Origin of the sequence: Micropruina sp. (genome assembly GCF_047607385.1) — a bacterium.
GTDB lineage: Bacteria > Actinomycetota > Actinomycetes > Propionibacteriales > Propionibacteriaceae > Micropruina.
Window position 1 is genome coordinate 1 of sequence record NZ_JASGDE010000117.1, and the last position, 25,424, is coordinate 25,424.

26 protein-coding genes and 1 pseudogene are annotated in these 25,424 nt (G+C 70.0%); 15 read left to right on the forward strand and 12 right to left on the reverse strand.

Translation table 11 applies throughout. The features are described from left to right. Positions 1–98: 98 nt before the first annotated feature. The 6 genes from QM582_RS10265 to QM582_RS10290 all read right to left on the reverse strand — a co-directional run bounded on the left by QM582_RS10265 (position 99) and on the right by QM582_RS10290 (position 3,644). A complete protein-coding gene (locus QM582_RS10265) occupies positions 99–791 on the reverse strand; it encodes a DUF1707 SHOCT-like domain-containing protein (RefSeq protein ID WP_415084111.1) in 693 nt (230 codons plus the stop codon). A 132-nt stretch (positions 792–923) separates the two neighbouring features. After that, positions 924–1,190 (reverse strand): type II toxin-antitoxin system RelE family toxin, encoded by a 267-nt coding sequence (locus QM582_RS10270; RefSeq protein ID WP_415084113.1) that lies wholly within the window; start codon positions 1,188–1,190, stop codon positions 924–926. Positions 1,191–1,211: 21 nt separating this feature from the next. Continuing rightward, complete coding sequence (locus tag QM582_RS10275) at positions 1,212–1,484, reverse strand: TraY domain-containing protein (RefSeq protein WP_415084115.1); 273 nt, start codon at positions 1,482–1,484, stop codon at positions 1,212–1,214. 104 nt (positions 1,485–1,588) lie between these two features. Continuing rightward, entirely contained in the window at positions 1,589–2,278 is a 690-nt protein-coding gene (locus tag QM582_RS10280; protein ID WP_415084117.1) for a hypothetical protein, read from the reverse strand. Between the two features lie 50 nt (positions 2,279–2,328). Continuing rightward, positions 2,329–3,180 carry a polysaccharide deacetylase family protein gene (locus tag QM582_RS10285; RefSeq protein ID WP_415084119.1) on the reverse strand — a complete coding sequence of 284 codons (852 nt, stop codon included), beginning with the start codon at positions 3,178–3,180 and terminating at the stop codon, positions 2,329–2,331. After that, complete coding sequence (locus tag QM582_RS10290; RefSeq protein ID WP_415084120.1) at positions 3,177–3,644, reverse strand: GatB/YqeY domain-containing protein; 468 nt, start codon at positions 3,642–3,644, stop codon at positions 3,177–3,179. Before QM582_RS10290 ends, QM582_RS10285 begins: the two co-directional genes overlap by 4 nt. Positions 3,645–3,744: 100 nt before the next feature. On the opposite strand from QM582_RS10290, the gene thpR reads away from it, so the two are divergent. The 4 genes from thpR to metW are packed head-to-tail and all read left to right on the forward strand — an operon-like array spanning position 3,745 to position 7,407. Then, the gene (gene thpR, locus QM582_RS10295) at positions 3,745–4,338 is read left to right on the forward strand and encodes an RNA 2',3'-cyclic phosphodiesterase (protein WP_415084122.1); all 594 of its coding nucleotides are present in this window, start codon (positions 3,745–3,747) and stop codon (positions 4,336–4,338) included. Positions 4,339–4,374: 36 nt separating this feature from the next. Continuing rightward, entirely contained in the window at positions 4,375–5,655 is a 1,281-nt protein-coding gene (locus QM582_RS10300; RefSeq protein WP_415084124.1) for an O-acetylhomoserine aminocarboxypropyltransferase/cysteine synthase family protein, read from the forward strand. A 19-nt stretch (positions 5,656–5,674) separates the two neighbouring features. Next, complete coding sequence (gene metX / locus QM582_RS10305; protein ID WP_415084126.1) at positions 5,675–6,814, forward strand: homoserine O-acetyltransferase MetX; 1,140 nt, start codon at positions 5,675–5,677, stop codon at positions 6,812–6,814. Next, complete coding sequence (gene metW / locus QM582_RS10310; RefSeq protein WP_415084128.1) at positions 6,811–7,407, forward strand: methionine biosynthesis protein MetW; 597 nt, start codon at positions 6,811–6,813, stop codon at positions 7,405–7,407. Before metX ends, metW begins: the two co-directional genes overlap by 4 nt. 6 nt (positions 7,408–7,413) lie before the next feature. Here the strand turns inward: metW and QM582_RS10315 are convergent, their stop codons facing one another. Together QM582_RS10315 and QM582_RS10320 are read right to left on the reverse strand one after the other, a co-directional pair. Further along, a complete protein-coding gene (locus QM582_RS10315) occupies positions 7,414–7,854 on the reverse strand; it encodes an HNH endonuclease (RefSeq protein ID WP_415084130.1) in 441 nt (146 codons plus the stop codon). 406 nt (positions 7,855–8,260) lie between these two features. Beyond that, a complete protein-coding gene (locus tag QM582_RS10320; RefSeq protein WP_415084132.1) occupies positions 8,261–9,175 on the reverse strand; it encodes a 5'-3' exonuclease in 915 nt (304 codons plus the stop codon). A gap of 25 nt (positions 9,176–9,200) precedes the next feature. Here QM582_RS10320 and QM582_RS10325 point away from each other — a divergent pair, with 25 nt between their 5' ends. The 4 genes and pseudogenes from QM582_RS10325 (at position 9,201) to QM582_RS10340 (ending at position 12,892) form a co-directional block, all read left to right on the forward strand. After that, complete coding sequence (locus tag QM582_RS10325; protein WP_415084133.1) at positions 9,201–9,638, forward strand: Lrp/AsnC family transcriptional regulator; 438 nt, start codon at positions 9,201–9,203, stop codon at positions 9,636–9,638. Between the two features lie 121 nt (positions 9,639–9,759). Continuing rightward, on the forward strand, positions 9,760–11,331 hold the full coding sequence (gene lnt, locus QM582_RS10330) for an apolipoprotein N-acyltransferase (RefSeq protein WP_415084135.1): 1,572 nt from the start codon (positions 9,760–9,762) through the stop codon (positions 11,329–11,331). Between the two features lie 44 nt (positions 11,332–11,375). Further along, positions 11,376–12,152: pseudogene (locus tag QM582_RS10335) on the forward strand (polyprenol monophosphomannose synthase); the annotation flags it as partial. Between the two features lie 182 nt (positions 12,153–12,334). After that, complete coding sequence (locus tag QM582_RS10340) at positions 12,335–12,892, forward strand: FxsA family protein (RefSeq protein WP_415084136.1); 558 nt, start codon at positions 12,335–12,337, stop codon at positions 12,890–12,892. A 124-nt stretch (positions 12,893–13,016) separates the two neighbouring features. On the opposite strand, the gene QM582_RS10345 is transcribed toward QM582_RS10340, so the two are convergent. From QM582_RS10345 to QM582_RS10355, 3 genes are all read right to left on the reverse strand, one after another. Continuing rightward, positions 13,017–13,346, reverse strand: coding sequence for an RNA polymerase-binding protein RbpA (locus QM582_RS10345; protein WP_415084137.1), 330 nt, complete (start codon positions 13,344–13,346; stop codon positions 13,017–13,019). A 73-nt stretch (positions 13,347–13,419) separates the two neighbouring features. Next, a complete protein-coding gene (locus QM582_RS10350; protein ID WP_415084139.1) occupies positions 13,420–14,784 on the reverse strand; it encodes an MFS transporter in 1,365 nt (454 codons plus the stop codon). Continuing rightward, positions 14,784–15,566, reverse strand: a complete 783-nt coding sequence (locus tag QM582_RS10355; RefSeq protein ID WP_415084140.1) for a glycerophosphodiester phosphodiesterase family protein — start codon at positions 15,564–15,566, stop codon at positions 14,784–14,786. Before QM582_RS10355 ends, QM582_RS10350 begins: the two co-directional genes overlap by 1 nt. A gap of 46 nt (positions 15,567–15,612) precedes the next feature. Between QM582_RS10355 and QM582_RS10360 the strand changes: the two genes are divergently transcribed. Continuing rightward, complete coding sequence (locus tag QM582_RS10360; protein ID WP_415084141.1) at positions 15,613–15,984, forward strand: hypothetical protein; 372 nt, start codon at positions 15,613–15,615, stop codon at positions 15,982–15,984. Between the two features lie 85 nt (positions 15,985–16,069). After that, entirely contained in the window at positions 16,070–16,924 is an 855-nt protein-coding gene (gene pdxY / locus QM582_RS10365; protein WP_415084143.1) for a pyridoxal kinase PdxY, read from the forward strand. 380 nt (positions 16,925–17,304) lie between these two features. Here the strand turns inward: pdxY and QM582_RS10370 are convergent, their stop codons facing one another. Then, positions 17,305–18,825, reverse strand: coding sequence for a helix-turn-helix domain-containing protein (locus QM582_RS10370; protein WP_415084145.1), 1,521 nt, complete (start codon positions 18,823–18,825; stop codon positions 17,305–17,307). A gap of 117 nt (positions 18,826–18,942) precedes the next feature. On the opposite strand from QM582_RS10370, the gene lpdA reads away from it, so the two are divergent. From lpdA to QM582_RS10395, 5 genes are all read left to right on the forward strand, one after another. Beyond that, a complete protein-coding gene (gene lpdA, locus QM582_RS10375; RefSeq protein WP_415084147.1) occupies positions 18,943–20,340 on the forward strand; it encodes a dihydrolipoyl dehydrogenase in 1,398 nt (465 codons plus the stop codon). 104 nt (positions 20,341–20,444) lie between these two features. Next, positions 20,445–22,340 (forward strand): OmpA family protein, encoded by a 1,896-nt coding sequence (locus QM582_RS10380; RefSeq protein ID WP_415084149.1) that lies wholly within the window; start codon positions 20,445–20,447, stop codon positions 22,338–22,340. A gap of 80 nt (positions 22,341–22,420) precedes the next feature. Then, positions 22,421–23,419 (forward strand): hypothetical protein, encoded by a 999-nt coding sequence (locus QM582_RS10385; RefSeq protein WP_415084150.1) that lies wholly within the window; start codon positions 22,421–22,423, stop codon positions 23,417–23,419. A gap of 138 nt (positions 23,420–23,557) precedes the next feature. Further along, a complete protein-coding gene (locus tag QM582_RS10390) occupies positions 23,558–24,877 on the forward strand; it encodes an alpha-amylase family protein (RefSeq protein ID WP_415084151.1) in 1,320 nt (439 codons plus the stop codon). A gap of 80 nt (positions 24,878–24,957) precedes the next feature. Then, on the forward strand, positions 24,958–25,419 hold the full coding sequence (locus tag QM582_RS10395; protein ID WP_415084153.1) for a VOC family protein: 462 nt from the start codon (positions 24,958–24,960) through the stop codon (positions 25,417–25,419). Positions 25,420–25,424 lie beyond the last annotated feature (5 nt).

Below are 25,424 nucleotides of genomic sequence, written 5' to 3' on the forward strand. Positions count from 1 at the left end.
GAGACCCCGCCGGCCGGGTTCACCCGGCATTCAGCCATGTCGCATGATCGATCCCTGGGCGAGCCGCCGGGGACCTCGGTGCCGGCGTGCGGCTCGGCTCAGGCGCGGGGCAGAGCCGGCGGGGTGCCGCCGTTGCGCTCCAGGTCGCGGGCCGCGCGCTTGCGGTCGCGGTCGGTGGGCTTGCGGACGTACACCGAGCCGTTGGTCTGGCCGCGGACGATGATCCGGGGCAGGCCCGGCCTGGGCCGGGTCCGGATGCCGTTCAGCTGGAGGGTGGAGACGTCGGTCTGCCAGGACGCCACGTCCACGCCCCAGCCTTCGGGCACGATCAGCTGGGTGGTGCCCCAGTTGCCGACGATGATCACCAGATCGATGATCTTGGCCCGCGGGATCGCGTCGGTGAAGTCGAGCCGGACGCCGCCGATCGAGGCGTGCACCTCCAGGAACGGCGGCACCTCCCAGGCGTGCGCGATGTACAGCTCACGCCAGCCCTCGCGCTCCAGCACCAGCGGGTTGTCCCAGCTGTAGCCGGCGCCGGTTCCGACCGGGGGATCGCCGCCGACCACACCGTCGATCTCGGTCGCCGGCAGCAGGTCGTCCAGCACGGCGGCCAGGTCGCGTCGGGTGACGGCGTGCAGCACCTGCGGCACCCGGGCCTCCAACTCGGCGAAGGTGATCCGCTCGTCGGCCGCCGCGTTCCGCAGCACCTCGAGGGCACCCTCACGCTGCGCGGTGCCGACCCGAAGGTGCAGGTCGCGCCGATCGTCGTCCGGACGGGAAGGGAGGCTCACGCGTCCACCTTAGGGAAGCACTGATGATCGACGTCGTCCCTGGCTCCGACCCGGGATCTCAGGCGGGAGAGATCCCGGATCGAGTCCGGGAGCCACGCCTGCGAAGCAGCCTCCCTCCTCATTGTCGCTCTGTCAGTCGTAGATGTTGCTTCGGTGGCCGACGTCGATGGCGATGACGGTCAGCTCGGAGTTCTGAACGCTCACGATCACCCGGTAGTCGCCGACACGGAGCCGCCACAGACCGGCCTTCGAGTGCCGCAGCGGTTTCAGCCGCGCGGTGGGGTCGGGGAGCTGGACAAGCTCGTACAGCGCCACGAGCACCCGACGCTGAACCTGCCGGTCAAGCTGGCGGATCCTCTTGTCGAACGTCGTCGAACGGACCAGCTCGAACCTGCTCATAGCCGGATGCGTGGCCTTCGGCTACGCATCGACGCCTGAGCGTGCCTCGCCGCGCAGCTCTTCAGGATCGAACCCGAGTTCGCGAGTGAGCTCATCCATCGGACGAGTAGGCGCACCACCGCGGCGGATCGCTTCGGCCTCGGCGTCGAGACCGGCTACGTACTCAAGCTCCGAAAGGTGATCTTCGAGCAGAGCGCGGACGTAGAACGACTTGGGGCGACTGGTCGATTCGGCAAGCCGGTTCAACCGGGCGCCCAGGTCATCCGGCAACCGAAGCGTCAGCGTGTGAGACATGTAACACAGTCTACGCCCCATGCGCCCTTCGCGGGCGGCCCACTCGAGGACGGCCGGCACCCGTGACGGAACCGCCACGCCCTACTCAGCACCGAGACGACGGCTCAGATGTTGGCGTTCAGCCGCCACTGGCCGGAGTCGCCGTTGCTGTTCATGTACCGGACGCCGGACAGCTTCGCGCTGGTCGGGACGTCGAACACGATCCAGCCCTTGGCGCACTGGCCGGGCTTGTACAGCCGTCCGCTGCCGTTGGGGTAGACCGGCACCGGCTCGGAATTGCCGCGGGTCGTGCTGGCCGGGTACTCCTCGCTGTCCGGGCCGAGCAGCACCCAGCTGTCCCAGGTGAGTTCGATGCCGGCGGCCGCCGTCACGTTGCAGCTCTTCGCCATCACCAGCACCTGGTTGGAGCGGTGCCCGGACACCTTGGCCCGCTTGCTGTCCAGCACCGTCACGGTAACTTCGCCGCCGAGGTCGAGCACCTCGCCGGGGGCCCGGAAGCTGCCGGCGGAGCCGGCGGGCGAGGTCGACGGGTCGGGCGAGGTCGAGGTGGACGTGCTGGGCGAGGGGGAACCGCTCGGCTGCTCCGACGGCGACTCCTCCGGGTCGGTGCTCGGATCCGGGGACGGCGAGCCGCTGGGGGAGTCCTCCGAGGGGCTGGGGGAGGGCGAGCCCGAATCGCTGACGCTCGGCGTCTCCAGCGGCGTCGGTGCTGGCGGCACCGTGTTGGCAGCCGGTTGCCCGATCGTGCAGGCACTCAGGACCATCAGCGACAGCAGCGTCAGCAGGCGTTTCATGGCCGAACCCTACGGCCCGGCGAGCACTGTGCGGTAGCCCCGGCGCCAGTTCAGCAGCGCACCGTCCAGGACCGCACCGGGGTGGTGCCGCCGAAATTGCGGCAGACCTGGAGCCCGCGCTTGGCCAGGCCGGCCTGCATCTGGGTCAGCGCGTCCACCGAGAACCCGTTCCACTGCATGTGCATCAGGACGGTGTCGCCGGCCCGCGACGTCTGGGTGACGGTCTTCACCACGGCCGCCTCGGTGTGCCCGCGCCAATCGTCGGTGTCGATCGTCCACAGCCAGATCCGCATCCCCTTGGCCGCGTAGGCCCGGGCCACGGTGGCGTTCCAATCGCCGAACGGCGGACGCCCGTAGCGGGACTGGATCCCGGGTGGGGCGAGCTGGGCCAGGACGCCGGCATAGCTCAGCTTGGTCAGCTGGGGGTGCGTGATCGAGTGGTTGAACACGTAGTGGCCCTGGGACCGGGCGTACCCGGCGTCGAAATGCCCGCTGCGAATGCAGTTCCCGGTCGGGAAGAGCATCAGCCCGATGCCGAGCTGGGCGGCCCCGGCCAGCACCGTGTGCTCCTCGGCCAGGCTGCGCGGGCAGTCGTCGAAGCTGAGCACCACCCGGGTGGTGTGGTTCGGGCCGTAGCGGAACCGGTAGCCCTTGCGCGGCAGCGTGCCGCCGTCGTTGCCGCTCGGCGACCCCTTGGTCGAGCCGGGGACCGACTCGCCCTTGCCCTGGCCCTGGGGCTGACCGACGTGGACGCCGCGGCTGCCCACCGCACCGCCGCGCGCGGTCGGTGTGGACGGGGTGGCGTAGTGGACGCCGGCCAGCGCCAGGCCGACGACGACCAGGACGCCGGCCAGGCGCACCGCCCACGGCACCCGCGGCCGCGGAGCCCGGTCGTGGTTCAAGAAAGCGCCGCCTTCACCAAAGCCGCGGCCGTCTTGCCGTCGCCACGTCCCGCGATCCGCGGGGTGACGCCCTTCATCACCTGGCCCATCTGGCGCATGGTGGGCGGGGCGCCCAGTGCGGCGGTCACCGCGGCCACCTCCTCGGCGACGATCGCGGCCAGTTCGGCCTCGGTCAGCTGCTGTGGCAGGAACTCGGCCAGGATCGCCGCCTCGGCCAGCTCCTTCGCGGCGAGTTCGGGACGGTTGCCGGCGGTGTAGGCCTCGGCGGAGTCCTTGCGCTTGGCCGACTCGCGGGCCAGCACCGTCTGCTCCTCGGCGTCGGTGAGCTCCTTCGCGGCCTTGCCGGCCACCTCTTCGTTGGCGATCGCCGCCAGCGCCATCCGGACGGTCGACTTGCGGGCCTCGTCGTGGGACTTCAACGCCGCCACCAACTCCTGCTTGAGGCGGTCCTTGATCGCTGCCATGACTTCGTGTCCTTCCACCCGGTGCGTGCCGGCTTCATTGTGTCACTCGGACCAAGGCCGACCGACCGCGCAACGGCCGGGGAAACCTAGAATCGTCCCGATGACGATGCGACTGTTTGCCGCCGCGGTCCCGCCCGCACCGGTGCTCGACGCGCTGGAGGTGTTCGTGGAGCCCCGCCGATCCGCCGATCCCGATCTGCGCTGGGCCGCCCGGGACAACTGGCACCTCACCCTGGCCTTCTTCGGCGACGTCCCCGACGGCCGCGTCGAAGCCCTGCACCGTGCCCTCGGCGACGTCCGCCGCGACCCGTTCCGGCTGGTGCTGGACGGGGCGGGCGCGTTCCCCAACCCGGCCGCCGGCCGGGTGCTGTACTGGGCGGTGGCCGCCGGATCGGACGAGTTCAGCGCGCTCAGCCGACGGGTCCGGACGGCTGCCGGCCGTGTCGGCGTCCCCTCCGACAACGCCAAACACCGTCCGCACCTGACCCTGGCGCGGCGCCGCCGGCCGGGCGAGCTGACCCGCTGGTTGCGGATCGTGGAGAGCTTCCCGCCCGCGGCGTTCCAGGCCGGCGCGTTCGCACTGATCCGCTCCGAGCTGCGTCCCTCCGGCGCGCGCTACGAGGTGCTGGAGGAGTTCCGCGCCGCACCCGTCCGGACTCCGAGTGAGGAAGGTCGCCCGGCGGCGGATGGCTAGGCTGGGCGGGCTGTCCACTGAAGGGTGAGCCCGACGATGACCTACCAGCCCGAAACCCTCGCCGTCCATGCCGGCCAGGAGAAGGCCGACCCGGCGACCAACGCTCGCGCGGTGCCGATCTACCAGACCACGTCGTACGTCTTCGACGACACCGAGCACGCCGCCGACCTGTTCGCGCTGAAGGTGCCGGGCAACATCTACACCCGGATCATGAACCCCACCCAGAACGTCTTCGAAGAGCGGATGACGGCGCTGGAGGGCGGGGTCGGGGCGCTGGCCACGGCGTCCGGGGCGTCCGCGATCACCTACGCGGTGCTGAACCTCACCTACGCCGGCGACAACATCGTCGCGCTGTCCACCCTCTACGGCGGCACCTACGCGCTGTTCGCGCACACCCTGCCGCAGTTCGGCATCGAGGTCCGCTTCGTCGACCCGGAGAAGCCGGACGAACTGGCCCAGCACGTCGACGAGCGGACCAAGCTGGTCTTCGGCGAGACGGTCGGCAACCCGCAGGTCAACGTGGTCGACCTGGACGCCTGGTCGGCCGCCGCCCATGCGCTCGGGCTGCCGTTCATCGTCGACAACACGGTGCCGACGCCCTACCTGTGCCGGGTGTTCGACCACGGCGTCGACATCGCGGTGCATGCCGCCACCAAGTACATCGGCGGCCACGGCACCTCGCTGGGCGGGGTGATCGTCGACTCCGGAAACTTCGACTGGGCGGCGCACGCCGAGCGGTTCCCCGGCCTGACCCGGCCCGACCACGCCTACCACGAGGTGGTCTGGACCGAGGCGGCCGGCAACCTGGCCTACATCATCCGGGCCCGCACCGTGCTGCTGCGCAACACCGGCGCGGCGGTGGCACCGCTGAACTCGTGGCTGTTCCTGCAGGGGCTGGAGACGCTGCACCTGCGGATGGAGCGGCACAGCAGCAACGCGCTGGCGGTGGCCCGGCATCTCGAGGCGCATCCGGCGGTGGCCTGGGTGAACTACCCCGGCCTGGAGTCCTCGCCCTGGTACGAGACCAGCCGGCGGCTGCTGCCGCGCGGCGCGTCCGGCATCGTATCGTTCGGGCTCAAGGCCGGCCGTGAAGGCGGATCGACGTTCGTCGAGTCGCTGCAGCTGTTCAGCCATCTGGCCAACATCGGCGACGCCAAGTCGCTGGTCATCCACAGCGCCTCGACCACCCACTCGCAGCTGACCGAGGACGAGTTGGTGGCGGCCGGCGTGGCGCCCGAGATGGTCCGGCTCTCGATCGGCATCGAGAACGTCGACGACCTGATCGCCGACCTCGATCAGGCCCTCGCCCAGTTCTGAACGGCAACGGTCTGCTTGCATGCCCGACAACGGTTCGCTCGGCATCGTCGAGACCCACGTCGCCCGGCTGTTCACCGCCGATGACCCGCTGGTCCTGGCCGGCGGGTCCACACTGGGGCCGGTCGACGTGGCGTACGAGACCTACGGCACCCTCTCGGACGCCCGGGACAACGCCGTCGTCATCTGTCACGCCCTGACCGGGGACGCCCACGCCGCCGGATTCCACGCCGGGGCCAAGCGACCCGGCTGGTGGGACAACCTGATCGGACCCGGCAAGCCGCTGGACACCGACCGGTTCTTCGTGATCTGCGCCAACCTGCTCGGCGGCTGCCAGGGCACCACCGGCCCGGCTTCGATCGACCCGGCCACCGGACGCGCCTACGGCCTCGACTTCCCGCTGCTCGACATGGCCGACTTCGTCACCGTGCACCGGGCGCTGCTGGCCCACCTGGGCATCGAACGGCTGCTGGCCGCGCTGGGTGGTTCGCTGGGCGGCATGCAGGTGCTGGAGTGGGCGCTGCGCTACCCCGAGCAGCTCAGCAACGCGGCGATCGTCGCGGCCTCGTCCCGGCTGACCGCGCAGAACATCGCCTTCTCGGCGGTGGCCCGGCGGGCGATCATGGACGACCCCGACTTCAACGACGGCCGTTACGCCGAGCACGGCGTGGTGCCCCGGCTCGGGCTGCGCACCGCCCGGATGATGGCGCACATCACCTACCTCAGCGAGGACGCGTTCAGCGAGAAATTCGGCCGCACTCCGCATCCGGCCCGGGACAAGCCCGGCTTCGGCATCGACTTCGCGGTGGAGAGCTACCTGGACCACCAGGGCCGGGTCTTCCTGGAGCGCTTCGACGCGCTGTCCTACCTGTACCTGTCGCGGGTGATGGACTACTTCGACCCGTTCAGCAGGCCGCACGCCACCGCGGCGGTGGCGTCCTGTCCGGTGCAATTCCTGGTGATGTCGTTCGACACCGACTGGCGGTTCAGCACCGACCACTCGCGCCGCATCGTCAAGCACCTGGAGAACGCCCGGCAGCCGGTCAGCTTCCGGGAGATCCCGGCCAGCTGGGGGCACGACTCGTTCCTGCTGCCGGTGCCGCGCTACCACGACACGCTGCGCGGCTGGTTCGACCGGGCCAGCCGGGAGGGTCTGCGATGAACCTGCGTCCCGACCTCGACCTGATCGCGCACCTGGTGCCGAACGCGTCCCGGGTGCTCGACCTGGGCTGCGGCGACGGCGCGCTGCTGCACCACCTGATGACCGAGCACGGCTGCACCGGGACCGGCGTCGAGATCGACCCGGACAAGGTGCTGGCCGCCATTGTCGCCGGCGTCCCGGTGATGGAACTCGACCTGGACGAGGACCTGTCGCTGTTCGCCTCGGCGTCCTACGACACGGTGGTGCTGTCCCGCACCATCCAGACCATCCGGCGTCCCGAGGTGGTGCTGCGCGAGATGGCCCGGATCGCCGGCCGGCTGATCGTCTCGGTGCCGAACTTCGGCCTGCTGCAGCACCGGCTGATGCTGCTGCGCGGCCGGATGCCGATGTCACGCGAGCTGCCGTACTCCTGGTACGACACGCCGAACCTGCGGTTCACCACCCTGGTCGACCTGGAGGACCTGTTCGCCAAGCTGGGCCTGGTGATCGATCAGCGGATCAACCTGACCCTGGCCGGGGAGCGGCTCGGCAAGCACCTGCGCGCCGCGAACCTGCGCGCCGGTGCCGCGGTCTACGTGCTGAGCCGGGGCTGAGCCGACTCAGGCAACCATCAGTTGCGAGCGGGTGGGCGCGTAGGCCTCGGTCCGCAGCGGCATCCCGGCCTCGCCCGGCGTCCGGTTCGCCTTCCGTGAATTGCAGCTGTGGCAAGCCGCGACGGTGTTCGACCAGGTGTTCCTGCCGCCGCGCGAGATGGGCAGGATGTGGTCGACGGTGGTGGCCCGCTCACCGCAGTAGCCGCAACTGTGGCCGTCCCGCTTCAACACCCCGCGCTTGGTCCAGCCGGGGGCCCGTCCGTACAGGAAGGTGGTCTTCACGTAGCGGACCAGACGTAGCACCTCGGGCTGCGGATACGGCCCGAAGACCAGTTCGGGATGGGCGGATTCCACCACCGCGACCTTGCGCAGCAGCATGCCGATGGCGTGCTGCAACGACACGGTGTGCAGCGCGGTGTTGTCGGTGTTGATGATCAGGACGGCCATGCGCGAACTCCCTCCCGGAGGCGGCCGGTCGGTGGGCAATAAAAAACCGTCCCGCGCGAGCGCGGAACGGTGGCAGCACCAGCAGGGACTGGTAGCAGACTCTCCTCAGGGGCTATCCGGACGCCGGCGAGCGGCTCAATGCGGAGACGCAGGCTGCTCATACCGAACTCCATCGACTGACACTGCATCGACTAAGGACGGGGCCCAGCCTAACCCGACGACAGGACGAAGCCGAAAACGACACGGGAGGTGTCTCGTGCCCACCCCGTCCCCACCCTGCTCAGCGCTCGCCTAACTATTTCGGGCTCGCCGAGTTCAGCGAGCCCTAAATAGTTAGGCGAGCGCTGAGGAAGGAGCGAGCGGGACAGGCGGGGATCGGGTCGCCGGGGGGCTGAGGAGGGAGGGGTCAGGCGTTCAAGGCCAGCGCGGTGACGATCCGGTCGGCGGCACCGCCCAGGTTGAGCAGTTCGGCGAGTTCGGCGAAGACCTCCGGCCTGGCCGGTTTGGTGGGCAGCCGCAGGTCGTCCAGGCTGACCCCAAGGTCGATGTCGCGGCACACCCGGACCACCTCGCGAGCCCCGGCCAGATAGTCGATGCCGGCGGCCAGCCGCGCGGTGAGCGCGGGGGAGAGCCGGCCCGCGGAGGCGGCGGCCAGCACACCGTCCAGGTCGCCGTAGTCGGCGATCAGCCGGGCCGCGGTCTTCTCGCCCACCCCGGACACCCCGGGCAGCCCGTCCGAGGCATCCCCGCGCAGCGTCGCGAAGTCGGCGTAGCCGGCGCCGGTGATCCCGTAGCGCTCCCGCAGCACAGCGTCGGTGACCCGCTCGTGGTTGCGCACCCCCTTGACCACCGACAGCACCCGGATCTGCCGGTCGTCGTCGACCAGCTGGAACAGGTCCCGGTCGCCGGTGACGACGTCCACCGGTCCGGACGCCGTGCTGGCCAGGGTGCCGATCACGTCGTCCGCCTCGTAGCCGTCCGCTCCGACCACCGCGATGCCGAGGGCGTCCAGTACCCCGAGGATCAGCGGCACCTGGCTGTTCAGCTCGTCCGGAACCACCTCGACGTCGCCGGCCAGCACCCGGTGCGCCTTGTAGCTGGGCACCAGCTCGACCCGCCAGGCCGGACGCCAGGAGTTGTCCCAGCAGGCCGCGGCGTGGGTCGGCCGGTACTCGGTGATGAACCGCGCCATGAAGTCCAACAGACCCCGGACGGCGTTCACCGGCTGGCCGTCAGCGGCCCGCAGCGAGCCCGGCAGACCGAAAAAAGCCCGGAAATACAGCGATGCCGTGTCATAAAGCTGAAGAAATGCCGGTTCCACCCGCACATGGTGACACGATTGGGCCATGGAGAGCACGGACCGCCAGATCCTCACCCTGCTGTCTAGGGACGGCCGGATGTCGTACACCGACATCGGACGCGAGACCGGGTTGTCGACCTCGGCGGCCCAGCAACGGGTCCGCAGGCTGGAGCAGCGCGGCCTGATCACCGGCTACCGCGCCGACATCAGCGCCGAGGCGCTGGGGCTGGGGCTGACCGCCTTCATCGCGTTGAACGGCTCCGACCCGGCCGCCGACGAGCAGATTCCGGAACGGCTGCAGCACCTGAGCAACGTGGTGTCCTGCTACTCCGTCGCCGGGGACGCCAGCTACATCCTGATCGTGCAGGTGGAGACCCCGGCCCAGCTGGAGGCGCTGCTCACCCAGATCCGCACCACCGCCGGGGCGTCCACCCACACCACCCTGGTGCTGTCGGTGCCGTTCAAGGACCGCCCGGTGCTGTGACCTCACGGCGCCACCGATCAATGCGGCGCCTCGCTGGCTGAGCTTGTCGAAACCCGTTGCGAGCAGGGTCTCGACAAGCTCGACCAGCGGAGATCAGCGGTTCTCTGGGTAGCATTCCCGGGTGACCGACCGTCTGCGCGCCCTGCCGTGGTGGGTACGCAGTTCCTTGGCGGCGCTGACCGGCGCCGCCGCGACGCTCGGCTTCGCACCCACGCTCTGGTGGCCGGTGCTGATCGTGGCGGTCAGCTGCCTGACCCTGCTCGCCCTGCCGGCGCCGACCTGGCGGCAGGCGGCCGGCACCGGCTTCCTGTTCGGCTTCGCCTGGTACCTGACCGGGGTCACCTGGATGAGCGTCATCTTCGTCCAGGCCATGATCGCCCTGGCGGCCCTGGAGGCTTGCTATCTGGCGGTGCTCGGCGTGCTGCTGCGGCTGGCCGGCCGGTCCCGGGCCTGGCCGCTGATCGCGGCCGGCTGCTGGTTGCTGACCGAGTACCTGATCGGCAACGTTCCCTTCGGCGGCTTCCCCTGGTTGCGGCTCGGCTACACCACGATCGACTCGCCGCTGGCCGGGCTGCTGCCGCTGGTCGGCGTCCCGGGGGCCGGGTTCGCACTGGCGCTGATCGCCCAGCTGCTGGCCTGGGTGCTGCTGGCCGCCGGTGCGCGCCGGCGTCTGGCCGGTGCTCTGGCCGCCGTCGCGGTGCTGTTCAGCGGACTGCTCGGCGCCCTGGTGCCGGCCGGTGCCGAGCAGGGCAGCGTCCGGGTCGGCTATGTGCAGGGCAACGCGCCCGGCGGCGGCATCTACGGACTGGGCGAGCCGCGCACCATCACCCGCAACCACCTGGACGAGACCCGGCGGCTGGCCGCGCGGGTGGCGTCCGGAGAGCTGCCCCAGCCCGACCTGGTGGTGTGGCCGGAGAACGGCACCGACATGGACCCGTTTCGGGACGCCCAGACCGGGCAGGCCGTCCGGGCCGCGGTGGACGCGGTCGGCGTCCCGATCCTGGTCGGCGGGATCACCGAGAATCCGGACGCCTACGAACGGCAGACCGCTGCGATCGTCTGGTATCCGAACACCGGGCCCGCCGCCCAGTACGACAAGCGGAACCTGGTGCCGTTCGGCGAGTGGGTGCCGCTGCGCAGCCTGCTCGAACCGCTCTTCCCGGTGGTCCGCTACGTCGGCGCCCAGTCGATTCCCGGCGTCGGGCCGGGCGTGCTGCCGGTCGACCTGCCCGGACGCACGCTGCAGCTCGGCGATGTGATCTGCTACGAGGTGGCCTACGACGGCACCGTCCACGACACGGTGCGGGCCGGCGCCCAGGTCAACGTGGTGCAGAGCAGCAACGCCATGTACGTCGGCACCCGCCAGGTGCCGCAGCAGTTCGCCATCACCCGGGCGCGGGCGGCGGAATTGCGGCGCGAGGTGCTGGTGGTGACCACCACCGGCACCTCCGGCCTGATCCGCCCGGACGGCAGCGTCGCCTTCACCCTGCCCGAGTTCCAGTCCGCGTCCGGAGTGGTGGAGTTGCCGCTGCGCAGCGGCCTGACGCCGGCCGCGTCGTACTCCCAGGGTCTGGAACTCGCCGGCCTGGCTCTGACCGTGGTCGCGCTCGCCTGGACGGGGTGGCGGTCCCGGCGGCGCAAGGGGTCGGTGCGGCAGAATGGAAGCTCTGAAACGACCCAGGAGACGCAGTGACCGAAACCACGAGCAACGCCGCCAGCGCCCCGGAATGGGCTGAGTTGGGCAAGGTGCTCGTCATCATCCCCACCTACAACGAGGCCGAGAACATCGTCCCGATCGTGCAGCGGCTGCGTCGCGCCGTCCCGGACGCCGACATCCTGATCGCCGACGACAACTCGCCCGACGGCACCGGCCGGATCGCCGACGAGTTGGCGGCGGCCGACGATCAGGTGCACGTGCTGCACCGGCAGGCCAAGGAGGGCCTGGGGGCGACCTACATCGCCGGGTTCGGCTGGGGACTGGAGCGCGGCTACGGCGTCCTGGTGGAGCACGACGCGGACGGCTCGCACCAGCCCGAGCAATTGCCCAGCATGCTGCGGGCGCTGAAGCGCGCCGACATGGTGAAGGGGTCGCGCTGGGTGCCGGGCGGCTCGATCAAGAACTGGCCCTGGCATCGCAAGGCGATCTCGCTGGGCGGCTCGCTGTGGTCGCGGATCATGCTCGGCATCCCGCTGCGGGACATCACCGGCGGGTTCAGCGCGTTCCGGGCCGACACGCTGCGCGGCATCGGTCTGGACACCATCGAATCGGCCGGCTACGCGTTCCAGATCGACCTGGCCCGCCGCGCCGTCGAACGCGGCTACCGGGTGGTCGAGGTGCCGATCGAGTTCATCGAGCGGGAACGCGGCGACTCCAAGATGAGCAGCGGAATCGCGATCGAAGCGGCCCTGCTGACCACCCGGTGGGGCATCGTCAAGCGCGGCGGGCAGGCCAAGCGCTACCTGGGCTTCGCCACGCAGCAGGCGCCCAAGGTGGCCGGCGAGGTCAGCGACAAGGTGGTCGCCGAGGCGCAGCGGCTGACCCACGAGGTGAGCAAGCTGGCCGCGGACGCCGCCGAACGGCTCGGTCCCGAGGTCGAGAAGTACGCCCAGCGGGCCAGCGAGGCCGTCGCCGAACTGAACAGCACCATCCGTCGCGAGGCAGCCAGGCGGAGCGGCGATCGACGGGACGCCGACAAGTGACCTCGCCGCGGCCGCCCGCCCGCGGACGCCGGCCCTGGCTGGCGCCGCTGGTGCTGCTCTTCTTCATCACCGTGCCAGTGATCGAGGTGTGGCTGCTGGTCAGCGTCGGACAGACGATCGGCGCGCTGCCCACCATCGCCATTCTGATCGCCGAAGCGTTCCTGGGCGGGTGGCTGATGCGGCGGGAGGGCGCGAAGGCCTGGCGGTCGCTGACCAACGCGATCAGTTCCGGCAAGCTGCCCGGCGGCGAACTGCTCGACCCGGTGCTGGTCATGGTCGGCGGCGTGCTGGTGATGCTGCCCGGCTTCTTCACCGACGTCTTCGGGCTGATCTTCCTGCTGCCGTTCACCCGTCCGCTGGCCCGCAACCTGCTGCAGCTGTTCATCGCCCGCCGGGCCGCCCGCTCCGGGATCAACATCGACGTGATGCGGGCCCGCGTCGAGCGCGACACGGTGATCGAGGGAGAGACGGTGCCGGACGCGCCCGCACCGGAGCCTCCCCGGCCCGGGCCGGCGTCCGACCCCACGGTGATCAAGGGCGAGATCGAACCCTGAGTGGGACGCCGGGGACGGTTCCTATCGTCCCACTGGTAGTACCTGTGGGACGTCGGGGACGGTTCCTTCCGTCCCACGCCAGGCACGCTCCGCGGGGACGGACGGTTCCGAGCGGCGTCCGGGCTCAGTTGCCCCGGATCTCGTCCAGCCGCTCGGCGAGCAGCTCCTCCAGCTCTTCGATCGATCGGCGCTCCCGCAGCATGTCCCAGTGGGTGCGCGGCGGTTTGACGGCCTTCACCTCCGGCTCGACACCGTCGGAGCGCCGGGCGATGGCGCCGCAGCGGGGGCACTCCCACTCGGTGGGCAGCTCAGCCTCCTCGGCGAAGGTGATGCTGAAGTGGTGATCCTTCGGGCAGTCGAAGCCGATCTCCTGCCGCGCCGCGAACTCGACGCCGGCGCCGTCGGCGAAGCTCTTCGATCCCAGACCGGAACCCCGCAATGAACGCTCAGCCATTACTTCTCCCTCCGGCGGCCGCACCTGCGGTGCGACTCGGCCGATTCCACGCTACCGGGTGAGGCCAAGGGCCTCACAAGACCTTGGGTAACGCATTTCCCGCGGCGATGATTCCCTCGCGCATCCGCACCCGGCTCAGCAATACCCCTCCGACAAGGAAGAAGAGCACCAGAGTGAGGATCGCCAGGCGGTAGGAGTGGCTGAACTGGAAGACCAGCGCGAAGCTCAGCGTGCCCAGCCAGCTGGTTCCGCGCTCCATCGCCTGATAGAAGCTGAAGTACTCCGACTCGCGTCCCTTCGGCACCAGCTGGGAGTACATCGAGCGGCTCAGCGCCTGGGTGCCGCCCATCACCAGGCCGATCGCGGCACCGAGCGCGAGCAGCGCGCCGAACACCCCGCCGGGCAGGAAGTAGGCCACCGACACCACCCCGAACCAGATCGCGATACCGGCCAACACCGTCCGCTTGGCGCCCCACCGGGCGGCCACCCGTCCGAACAGCAGCGCGCCCCCGAAGGCGACGAACTGGGTGAGCAGGAAGGTGATCATCACGTTCGAGGTGGACATGCCGAGCTCCAGCTGCGCGTACAGGCTGGACTGTCCGATCACGGTCTGGATGCCGTCGTTGTAGAACAGGTAGGCGAGCAGGAACAGCAGGGTCTGCGGGTAGTGCCGCAGGTCGGCGAAGGTCGCCGCCAGCTGCCGCAACGGGTTGGGACGCGCGGACGGGGTGTGGCCGAGCTGTTCCAGGGCGCGAGGTGGCAGCGACCGCAGGCCGAGCACCGGGATGATCGTGAACAGCCCCCACCACAGCCCGGCGGACAGCAGGCTGAGCCGGATCGCCAGCCCGTAGCTGATCCCCAGCGCCTCGTAGCCGGTCATCAGCCCCAGGTTCACCGCCAGCAGCAGGCCGCCGCCCAGGTAGCCGAGCGCCCAGCCGCGACTGGACACCCGGTCCCGGTCGTCCGGGGACGCGATCCGGACCAGGATGCCGTCGTAGATCACCTGGGACGCCCCGATGCACAGATTGGCCACGATCATCAGCGCCGCGCCGAGCTCCCAGTTGTCGCCGGCCAGCCAGAACATCGCGGACGCCGCGACCGCGCCGACCCAGGCCAGCCCGCCCAGCCACCACTGCGGATGCGGTGAGCGGTCGGCGATGACGCCGACCAGCAACAGCGCCAGGGTGGTCAGGATGGTCGAGATGGTGACCAGGAACGGATGCACGGCGCCCGGCAGCACGCCGAAGCCGAGCAGCGACACCGGCGTGCTGCACACCGCGCCCTCGGCCAGCTCGGGGCAGGCCGCGTTGGTGGCCAGGCTTGTCAGGTAGGGCCCCAGAATGACCGTCGCCGTCGTGGTGACGTAGGCGGAGTTCGCCCAGTCGTACCAGTACCAGGCCCGCTGCTGCCGGGTGCTGCGCTGCTTCCTGCCGTCCATCAACCGCCTTCCCACAGCCCGCGTTCGGCGAGCACGTCCGCGAGCACGTCGATCCGGTCGCTGACCAGGCCGTCCACGCCCAGGTCGATCAGCCGCTCCATCTCGGTGCGGTCGTTGACCGTCCAGACGTGCACCGCTCGCCCGGCGGCGTGCGCCGTGCGGAGCAGCCCCCGGGTGAGCACCGGAACCCGATCGTGCCAGGCGCGGGCCGGGATCTGCAGCACCACACCGGGGGAGTGGACGATCCGGCGTCCGAGGGCGGCGTAGGCCTGCCAGGCCACCCCGACCGGCCCGGCTGCGGTGGCCACCCGTCCACCGGTCAGGGCGCGGAAGGCGCGGATCCGGGCCGAGGAGAAGGAACCCACGCAGACCCGGTCGTGGGCACGGTGCGCGTCGATCGTCCGGACCAGCGGCTCGATCGCGCCGGGCACCTTCAGGTCGATGTTGAACCGGGCCTCGGGCAGGGCTTCGAAGAGTTCGTCGAAGCTGGGGATCGGGTCGCGTCCGGCCACCCGCACCGTGCGCAGCACGCTCCACGGCAGCCGCTCCGGGACGCCGCCGGCGTCCGTCACCCGGTCCAGGGTGTCGTCGTGGAAGGAGAACAGCACGCCGTCGGCGGAGACGTGGGCGTCGGTCTCCAGATAGCGATAGCCGTGTTCGACGGCGCGGCGGAAGGCGTAGAGGGTGTTCTCCCGGGGTCGGTCGGCGTCGGTGAGGAAGCCGCCTCGATGGGCCATCGCGGCGAACCGGGTGTCGAAGAAGCGGTAGTCGCCGGCCTTCACGGGCTCAGTATGGGTGAGGGACGCCGATCGGGGCCATAATCGGGGCATGTCAGAGAGCACCGCACCCATCCGCCAGGCTCTGCGGGACGCCCTGCCGGGGGCGATGAAGGCGCGTGACACACCCGCCCGCAACGCCATCCGGTCGGCCCTGGCGGCGATCGAGAACGCCGAAGCGGTCGGCGTCGAACCCACGGACGACGCCACCGCCGGCAGCGAGCACGTCGCCGGCAGCGCGGTCGGCGTCGGCGCCGCGGAGGCCCAGCGCCGAGAACTCGACGAGGACCACACCCTGGAGATCGTCAGTGCCGAACGGGACGAGCGCCTGGCGGCCGCGGCCGACTATCGAGCCCGCGGCCAGGAGGCCAGGGCCGCCGAGCTGGAGGCCGAGGCAGCCGCGCTGGACGCCTTCCTGTGCTGATCGGGCGTCGTCCGGCGACCAGCCGCGATCACGGCGATCTGGAAGCGTTTCCACCGAGCCGCGGACTGGGACACAATAGGGCCTCGTGACAACCATCCTGTCGATCCAGTCCTCGGTCGCCTACGGCCATGTCGGCAACAGCGCGGCCACCTTCCCGCTGATGCGTTCGGGTGTCGAGGTCTGGCCGGTGCTGACCGTGCACTTCTCCAACCACACCGGGTACGGCGAGTGGCGGGGGCCGCTACTGGCCGCCGCCGACGTCGCCGAGGTGATTCGGGGCATCGACGACCGGGGTGTGCTGCCCCGGGTGGACGCCGTGCTGTCCGGCTACCAGGGTGCCGAGGAGGTCGGCGCGGTCGTGCTGGACGCCGTCGAGCTGGTCAAGGAGCGCAGCCCGCGGGCGATCTACTGCTGCGATCCGGTGATGGGCGATGTCGGCCGCGGCTTCTTCGTCCGCCCCGGGATCCCCGAGTTCATGCGCGACCAGGTGGTGCCGAAGGCGCAGATCGTGACGCCGAACCACTTCGAGCTCGACTTCCTCACCGGTCGGGAGACCCACACCCTGGACGAGGTGATCGAGGCGGCGCACGCGCTGCGTGCGGTCGGCCCGGAGACGGTGCTGGTGACCTCGGTGGTGACCGACACCACCGAGAACGATTCGCTGACCATGCTGGCGGTGACCGGCGAGGGCGCCTGGCAGGTGACCACGCCCCGGCTGGACCGCACCTTCACCGGCTCCGGCGATCTGACCGCGGCGATGTTCCTGGCGCACTGGCTGCGCACCCAGTCCGCCGCCCAGGCCGTGGGCGCGACCGCCGATGTCGTCTACTCCGTGCTCAAGCAGACCGCCGATTCCGGCCTGCCCGAGTTGCAACTGGTGGCCGCGCAGGACGAGATCGTCGCGCCGACCTACCACTTCGACGTCCACCAGGTCCGCTGACCCCGATCGGCCAGGGCGCCCGGGGCTGACTGACGGCTTCGAGAGTCACTCCCGCTGCAAAGCACCACTGGCCCCCAAAGCTGTCAGTCACCGCAGCCACCCCGGACATCGCAATACCGGTGGGACGCTGGGGACGGTTCTTTTCGTCCCACACGTAGTACCAGTGGGACGAAAAGAACCGTCCCCAGCGTCCCACTGGTACTACCACCCTGAGGTCTCAGCGATCTCGACATCGCCGTCCGATGGAGGGAACCCTGACCGATCTCGTGTCATGACTCGAAATCGAGCCGCCATCCCAGCAGCGGGTGGCGATGTCGAGATCGCCGCGATCCCGGCGCCGCGGAGGTCGTGCGGCACCTCGTGGGTAAACTCCGACCGCGTCAGTCGCGGAAGACCTCGATCTGGGCGCCCAGGGCGTTCAACCGCTTGGGCAGGTCCTCGTAGCCGCGGTTGATCACGTAGACGTCGCGCAGCACGCTGGTGCCGCGGGCGGCGAGGGCGGCCAGCAGCAGGCAGACCGCGGGACGCAGGGCCGGGGGAGAGATGATCTCCTGGCTGCGCCAGCGGGTGGGGCCGGTGACGATGATTCGGTGCGGGTCGAGCAGCTGGACGTTGGCGCCCAGCTTGGTCAGCTCCACCAGGTGGATCGCCCGGTTCTCGTAGACCCAGTCGTGGATCATGGTGCGGCCCTGCGCCACCGCGGCGATCACCGCGAAGAACGGCAGGTTGTCGATGTTCAGGCCCGGGAACGGCATCGGGTGGATCTTGTCCGAGCTGGCCCGCAACTCCGACGGACGAACCGTGATGTCGACCAGCCGGGTGCGTCCGTTCTCGGCCGGGTACTCCGGGGAGAGATCGAAGGACAGCCCCATCTCGGCCAGGATGGCCAACTCGATCTCCAGGAACTCGATCGGGCAGCGCTGCACGGTCAGCTCCGAGCCGGTGACGATGGCGGCGGTGAGCAGGCTCATCGCCTCGATCGGGTCCTCGGAGGGTGCGAACGCCACATCGGTGTCGATCACGCTCAACCCCCGCACCCGCAGCGTGGTGGAGCCGATCCCGTCGATCTGGACGCCGAGCTGCTGCAGGAAGAAGCAGACGTCCTGAACCATGTAGTTGCTGCTGGCATTGCGGATCACGGTCTCGCCCGGATGCCGGGCGGCGGCCATCAGCACGTTCTCGGTGACCGTGTCGCCACGCTCGGTGAGCGTGATGGAACGGTGCGAATGCGGGTCGACCGGGCTCACCGACGCGTGATACGAGCCCTCGGTGGCCTTGATGTCGAGCCCGAAGTGCCGCAACGCCTGCAGGTGTGGGGTGACCGTCCGGGTGCCCAGGTTGCAGCCGCCGGCGTAGGGGAGTTCGAAGGACTCCTCGTCGTGCAGCAGCGGGCCCAGGAACATGATGATGGAGCGGGTCCGGCGGGCCGCCTCCGCGTCCATGCTGTTCAGATCGAGGCGTTCGGGACGGACCAGTTCCAGCTCGGTGCGGTCCGGCGACCAGGTGGCCCGGACGCCGATGCTGGTGAGCACCTCGAGGATCCGGTTCACCTCTTCGATCTGCGCGATGCCGCGCAACACGGTGCGTCCCCGGTTGAGCAGCGAGGCGCAGAGCAGCGCGACCGCGGCGTTCTTCGACGAGCGGACGTCGATCGACCCGCTCAGCTTGGTCTCGCCGCGAATCCGCAGATGCAGCGCTCCGCCGACCGGTTCGGGCTTGTCCAGGGCTTCGGCGATCCGGTTCACCAGATCCACCGAGAGTTCGCGTTGGCCCGCCTCGAGATCGTTGACGACCTCCGGCGAGGTGCCCAGCCCGTCGGCCAGCTCCTGTTGGGAGAGTCCGCGTTGCCGGCGGGCGTCCCGGATCAGGAACCCGATGCTGGTCGGTGAGAGCTCTGCCACCCGGGCAGCATAAGCCATGCGGTCGGGCCTCTCCTCTCGCCGCCGAAGGGCGATGTGTGTTCGCGGTGGCGGTGGGTGGGCTGAAAACTGTCGAAGGCGTCCACTAGGGTGCTGCCCATGAGCGCACACTTCGACGTCGTTGTCCTGGGAGCGGGGCCCGGTGGCTATGTGGCCGCCATCCGCGCCGCACAGCTTGGCCAGAAGGTGGCCATCATCGAAAAGCAGTGGTGGGGCGGCGTCTGCCTCAACGTCGGCTGCATCCCGACCAAGTCCCTGCTCCGCAACGCGGAACTGGCCCACATCTTCACCCACGAGAAGGACTTCTTCGGCATCGAGGGCGAGGTCAGCTTCAACTTCGGCAAGGCCTTCTCGCGCAGCCGCGAGGTATCGAACCGGATGGTCGGCGGCATCCATTACCTGATGAAGAAGAACAAGATCACCGAGTACAACGGTTGGGGCACCTTCGTCGACGCCAAGTCGATCGAGGTCGCCACCGATTCCGGCACCGAGGTGATCACCTTCGACAACTGCATCATCGCCGCCGGTTCCACCACCCGGATGATCCCGGGCACGACGCGCAGCGCTCGCGTGTTCACCTACGAGGAGCAGATCCTCTCCGACAACCTGCCGGCCTCGATCATCATCTGCGGCTCCGGCGCGATCGGCACCGAGTTCGCCTACGTGCTGTCCAACTACGGCGTGAAGGTCACCATCGTCGAGTTCCTCGACCGGATGGTGCCGCTGGAAGACCCGGAGATCTCCCGCGAACTGGCCAAGGCCTACAAGAAGCTCGGCATCGAGGTGCTCACCTCCACCAAGGTCGAGGCTATCGAGGACACCGGCTCCAACGTGAAGGTCACGGTCAGCCCGGCCAACGGCGGCGCCAGCAAGGTGCTGGAGGCCGACCGGGTGCTGCAGTCCATCGGGTTCGCGCCGCGCACCCAGGGCTACGGGCTGGAGAAGCTCGGCGTCGAGCTCACCGAGCGGGGCGCGATCAAGATCGACGACTACATGCGCACCAACGTGCCCGGCATCTACGCCATCGGCGACGTGACCATGAAGCTGGCGCTGGCGCACACCGCCGAGGCTCAGGGTGTGGTCGCGGCCGAGACGATCGTCGGCGCCGAGACCATGCCGATCAACTACGACATGATCCCGCGGGCCACCTACTGCCAGCCGCAGATCGGCTCTTTCGGCTACACCGAGCAGCAGGCCAAGGACCGCGGCTACGACGTCAAGGTCGCCAAATTCCCGTTCAGCGCGAACGGCAAGGCGCACGGCCTGGGCGACGCCACCGGCTTCGTCAAGGTGATCGCCGACGCCGAGCACAACGAGATCCTCGGCGCCCACATGATCGGCCCCGACGTCACCGAGCTGCTGCCCGAGCTGACCCTGGCCCAGCAGTGGGACCTGACCGCCGACGAGGTGGGCCGCAACATCCACGCGCACCCGACCCTGTCGGAGGCGCTGAAGGAAGCCGTCGAGGGCATCGCCGGCCACATGATCAACTTCTGATTCCGTACCACCCGCGTCCGACCGGGTCCGGTTCTCCGGGCCCGGTCTGGCGCGTCCGGGCCGTTCTGCTTCGGACGGCCCGCCATCCTGACAGGATCGTTGTCGTGCATCGCTTTACCCGTGTCCTGCTGGGGGCCTCGCTGGCCTCAGCGCTGTTGCTGCTCACCGCCTGCACGCCAGGCCCGTCCGAGTCGGCCCCACCCGGGTCGACGGCCGGCGGTGCGGTGCCGCCCGGGGTGACCGTCTCGTCCGATCCAGCCCCCTCGGCGAGCGGCCAGCCGGTGTCGATGCGGGTGGACGCCGTCCGGCGGCTGGGTCAGCAGATCCGGCTGGGTCTGACCATGGCCGTCGGCGACTCCTCCTGGCCGGTCCGGGTGGCATGGCCGAAGTTCAACATCACCACCAACGACGGCGTGTCCCTGCAGGTGAAGGATCGTGCGGACCGGACGATCGCGCCGAACTCGACCGCGACGATGGCCGTCGAGGGACGCCTTCCCGAGACGTCCCCCACGTCAGTGACGGTGAAGTGGGAGGACGTGTCGATGACCGTGCCGCTGCCCAGTGCCGACGGCACCACGGTGTGGCGGCCGGCGGCGCTGCGCCAGGTGGGCCTGGCCGCGCCGGTGCTGTCCAACGGGCTCCACGGCGCCGTCCTCGACACCATCAGAACCGCCGGCATGGTGACCGAGGTCACCTTCCACGGCTGGAACGGTGCGCTGTATCGGACGGGAATCTGCGGCTTTGGCTTCAACCGCAGCAGCTGCAAGCTGGTCGAGCCGGACGGCACCGTGCACCAGCTTCTCGCCGGCGCCTCCGAGGAACACCCCGCCTACGGCCGGATCGCAGGCACACTGCGCTTCCTCGGCGAGCTGAAGCCGGACACCAAGACGCTCCAGGTCTATCTGGCCGGCCACAACAATTTCGACCCGGTCGAGGTCGAGCTGCCGACGCATCAGGATTCGCCCGCCGAAGCGATCGCGGGCAGCCTGGTCCGCGATCCGGTGATCCTGAACCCGGCCCGCAAACTCACCCACAAGCGGAGCGGCGCCAAGCTGACCATCGACCGGGTGGACGTCCTGGACGACCGGGTGCAGGTGCACGCCAAGCTCAAGGGCGGGAAGTCCGCCTTCGAGCTGCGCTACCCGAAACTGGTCGATCCGTCCGCGCGCGAGTACCCGAGTGTGGAGTCGGCCGCGGGACTCCTCACGCTGAAGGCGAAAGGGACGATGGACGTCACCTTCGTCTTCCTCGGAGCGGTCCCGGCCGACGTCACCTCGCTGGAGTTCAGCGTCGGGGCGTCCTGGGACTCGCCGCTGCGGACCAAGCTGGCCATCCCGGCAGCGGACCCCAACCCGCCCGCCCCGGAAGCGACGCTGGGCCAGCTCGAGCAGCCCGCTCCCGAGCCGATCGCCGTGCCCGAACTGGCTCCCGAGTCGCCCGTCCCGTCCGGGTCGCCGACACCGTCTCCCGCGGCCAGCGTCGGCGCCCTCGACGTGGTCACCGGTCCGCTGTCCACCGATGTGGAGCTCGGCCCGGTGCGCACCTTCGTGAAGGGCGCCTCTACTGGTGCCAACACCGCCGAGGATCCGACGGCGGCGGAGAAGGCCGAGCGGACGCTGGAGGAGATGGGTGCCAAGCGGACGCCCGACGGCTGGACCCTGACGCTGCCGGAGACCGTGCTGTTCGACTACAACTCCGCCGACCTGCGTCCGGACGCGAACGCCACCCTGACCCGGGTCGCGGAACTGCTGAACCACTTCAACAAGGCCAAGATCGGGGTCAACGGCCACACCGACAACAGCGGCGCGGCCGACTACAACAAGGACCTGTCGACACGGCGGGCGAACGCGGTCGCCGATGCTCTGGCCGGCGGGGGTGTCGCGAAGGGCCGGATGACCATCACCGGCCTCGGCGAGACCAAGCCGATCGCGTCCAACGGCTCCGATGCGGGCAAGCAGAAGAACCGCCGGGTCGAGATCGTGCTGCGCCAGGCGAACTGAGCCCGCCGAGAGACGGTTGATCGGCGGCGCGGCCGGCACCGGTGCTCCGGCACGCCCGCATCGGTTGGGACACTGGACCGATGTCCACCCACCGCTTCGTCAGGTCCGCCCTCGGCGCCCTCGCCGCGGGCATGCTGCTGACCGGCTGCAGCCTGGTTCCGCCCACGGCGCTGACCTCGTCCGGCCCGCCCTCCGCGTCCAGCACGCCACCGGCACGGCCGGGGAGTGCCACGACCGTGCCGCCGTCCGGAACACCCAGCCCGGCGACGGCGCCCGCCGCGTCCGAGCTGCCCCGAGGCGGCCGGGAGCTGTTCCCGCGGTACCGGCTGTTCGGCTATGCCGGCTATCCGGGCGCGCCGGGCCAGGGCCGGCTGGGAACCGGCGACCTGGAAGCCAGGATGAACGAGATCGAGCAACGCGGCCGGGCCTGGCGGGGCGGCCGCGAGCTGTTGCCGGTGATGGAGCTGATCGCGGTCACGGTGCATGGCTCGCCGGGCGCCGACGGCATGTACCGGACGCGTGCGCCGGAGTCGGTGATCAAGCGCTGGCATGACGTCGCGACCGAGCACCGGGCGTTGTTGCTGCTCAACATCCAGCCGGGCCGGGCCCGGTTCATCGACGAGGTGAAGCACTTCGAGAAGTGGCTGAAGTACCCCGACGTCGGTGTGGCGCTCGACCCGGAATGGGCGGTCGGCAAGGGTCAGGTGCCGGGCCGGGTCTTCGGCAGCACCGCAGGCAAGGATCTGAACGATGTCGCGACGTATCTCTCCGGGTTGACCACGGCCAACAACCTGCCGGAGAAGGTGATGCTGTTCCACCAGCTGCACGTCAGCATCGTGAAGCAGCCCAAGGATCTGAAGCAGCAGCCAGGCCTGGTCTACATCAACGCGGTGGACGGCATCGGCTCGCCCGGCGCGAAGGTGGCGACCTTCCGCGCAGTGATGCGTACCCGGCCCTCGTTCGTGCATGCCGGCTTCAAGCTGTTCTTCACCGAGGACGTCGCCACCGGCAAGCGGTTGATGACGGCCGCCGAGGTGCTGGGGTTGAAGCCTCAGCCGGAGTACATCCTGTTCGAGTAGCGGGGCGTGCAGGCGGCCGCGGGCGCTGGCGGCGGACGGGGCGTTGCGAGATCGTTGGCTGGACGCCACCGGCGGGCCGGCCGCGACCGAACCGGCCACGCCGGCGCGAATCATCGAACGGATAGGGGATCAGTGAGCATGGAGCGCAACGAACCGGGATGGGTGCAGTACGCGATCTGGTGGCGGCTGTACCCGCTGGGGTTCGTCGGCGCCTTCCCTCCCGGCGAGCATCCGGCCCGGCCGGATGAGCATCGGCTGCGCAGGATCATCGGCTGGCTCGACCATGTCGCCGAACTCGGCGCGTCCGGGATCGCGCTCGGCCCGATCTTCGCCGCGGAAGGGCACGGCTACGACACCCTCGACCACTTCCGGCTGGACCCGCGGCTGGGGGAGCAGGCCGATTTCGACGACCTGGTCGCCGAGGCGCACCGGCGCGGGCTGCGGGTCCAGCTGGACGGGGTGTTCAACCACGTCGGCCGGAACCATCCGCTCGTCCAGGCGGCGCTGCGCGAGGGACGCGACGGCGAGGCGTCCCGCTGGTTCCGGGTGGTCGGCGACGCCGCGGACCGGGTCGAGTTGGCGACCTTCGAAGGGCACGAGCAGCTGGTGGCGCTCAATCACGACAACCCCGACGTGCAGGCCTGGGTCGTCGACATCATGAGGCACTGGCTGGACCGGGGCGCGGACGCCTGGCGACTGGACGCCGCCTATGCGGTGCCCCGGAGCTTCTGGGCCAGCGTGCTGCCGCAGGTCCGGGCCACCCATCCGGCGGTCTGGTTCGAGGCCGAGGTGCTGCACGGCGACTACGCGGGGTTCGTCCGGGACAGCACCGTCGACACGACCACCCAGTACGAGCTGTGGAAGGCGATCTGGTCGTCGATCGACGACCGCAACTTCTACGAACTGGACTGGGCGCTGCGCCGGCACAACGCCATGCTCGCCGACTTCGTCCCGGCGACCTTCATCGGCAATCACGACGTGACCCGGATCGCCAGCCGGATCGCCGATCCCCGGCACCTGCCGCACGCGGTGCTGCTGCTCGCCATGCTCGGCGGAACCCCCACCGTCTACGCCGGCGACGAGTACGCCTTCCGTGCCGTCAAGGAGGAACGGGTCGGCGGTGACGACGCGATCCGGCCGGAGTTCCCGCCCGGCGGACCCGCCGATCTGAGCGCCGCCGACCCCGCGATCTACCGGCTGCACCAGCAGCTGATCGGGCTGCGCCGTCGCCACCCGTGGCTGCATCGGGCGGTGAGCAGCACCCTGCAGCTGGCCAACGAGCAGTACCTGCTCCGGGTCGAGCACGGCGCGGATCATCTGGACCTGGCGCTGAATCTCGCCGATCGGCCGCTCCCGATCGACCAGCAGGCACCGATCGTGGCCGCCGATCCCGAGACCGGCCGGGGCGGCGGACGCGTCGCGCCGCACGGCTGGGCGGTTCTCGCCGGTCAGCGGTGAGCCGGCGACCGATCATCGGTTTCCCGAGAAAGAACGCCCGAGCCCTGGCGATAATCGAAACTGTGTTCTAGTATCGGCGAATGAGTCTTGAGTTCCAGGTCACCGTCGATTGTCACGATCCCCGGGCGCTGTCGATCTTCTGGCGCGACACCCTCGGCTACGTCCATCCCAGCCCACCCGGCGTGGAACTGCCCGCGGGCGCCGACCCGCTGGCCGCCTGGGACGACTTCCTGGAGCGGGCCCAGGTGCCGCCGGAACAGCGCAATTCCAGTTCCGCGCTGGTCGACCCGGACGGACGCGGTCCGCGGATCTTCTTCCAGCAGGTGCCGGAGGACAAGCAGGCGAAGAACCGCGTGCACCTCGACGTCCGGGCGGCGCCGGGGCTGGTGGGGGAGGAGCGGCTGGCCGCGCTGGAGCAGGAGTGCGATCGGCTGGTCGAGCTGGGCGCCACCCGGGTGCAGCGTTTCGAGCCGGTGCCGTTCCTGAGCGGCGGCTTCATCGTGATGCGCGATCCGGAGGGCAACGAGTTCTGCCTCGATTGAGTCGG

Coding starts and splice junctions, on each gene's coding strand:
- QM582_RS10275 (WP_415084115.1), bottom strand. CDS start 1,484: ATGTCTCACACGCTGACGCTTCGGTTGCCGGATGACCTGGGCGCCCGG.
- lpdA (WP_415084147.1), top strand. CDS start 18,943: ATGAGCGCACACTTCGACGTCGTTGTCCTGGGAGCGGGGCCCGGTGGC.
- metX (WP_415084126.1), top strand. CDS start 5,675: ATGCCCGACAACGGTTCGCTCGGCATCGTCGAGACCCACGTCGCCCGG.
- QM582_RS10290 (WP_415084120.1), bottom strand. CDS start 3,644: ATGGCAGCGATCAAGGACCGCCTCAAGCAGGAGTTGGTGGCGGCGTTG.
- QM582_RS10315 (WP_415084130.1), bottom strand. CDS start 7,854: ATGGCCGTCCTGATCATCAACACCGACAACACCGCGCTGCACACCGTG.
- QM582_RS10360 (WP_415084141.1), top strand. CDS start 15,613: ATGTCAGAGAGCACCGCACCCATCCGCCAGGCTCTGCGGGACGCCCTG.
- QM582_RS10325 (WP_415084133.1), top strand. CDS start 9,201: ATGGAGAGCACGGACCGCCAGATCCTCACCCTGCTGTCTAGGGACGGC.
- thpR (WP_415084122.1), top strand. CDS start 3,745: ATGACGATGCGACTGTTTGCCGCCGCGGTCCCGCCCGCACCGGTGCTC.
- QM582_RS10395 (WP_415084153.1), top strand. CDS start 24,958: ATGAGTCTTGAGTTCCAGGTCACCGTCGATTGTCACGATCCCCGGGCG.
- QM582_RS10385 (WP_415084150.1), top strand. CDS start 22,421: ATGTCCACCCACCGCTTCGTCAGGTCCGCCCTCGGCGCCCTCGCCGCG.
- QM582_RS10300 (WP_415084124.1), top strand. CDS start 4,375: ATGACCTACCAGCCCGAAACCCTCGCCGTCCATGCCGGCCAGGAGAAG.
- metW (WP_415084128.1), top strand. CDS start 6,811: ATGAACCTGCGTCCCGACCTCGACCTGATCGCGCACCTGGTGCCGAAC.
- QM582_RS10280 (WP_415084117.1), bottom strand. CDS start 2,278: ATGAAACGCCTGCTGACGCTGCTGTCGCTGATGGTCCTGAGTGCCTGC.
- QM582_RS10345 (WP_415084137.1), bottom strand. CDS start 13,346: ATGGCTGAGCGTTCATTGCGGGGTTCCGGTCTGGGATCGAAGAGCTTC.
- QM582_RS10390 (WP_415084151.1), top strand. CDS start 23,558: ATGGAGCGCAACGAACCGGGATGGGTGCAGTACGCGATCTGGTGGCGG.
- QM582_RS10350 (WP_415084139.1), bottom strand. CDS start 14,784: ATGGACGGCAGGAAGCAGCGCAGCACCCGGCAGCAGCGGGCCTGGTAC.
- QM582_RS10270 (WP_415084113.1), bottom strand. CDS start 1,190: ATGAGCAGGTTCGAGCTGGTCCGTTCGACGACGTTCGACAAGAGGATC.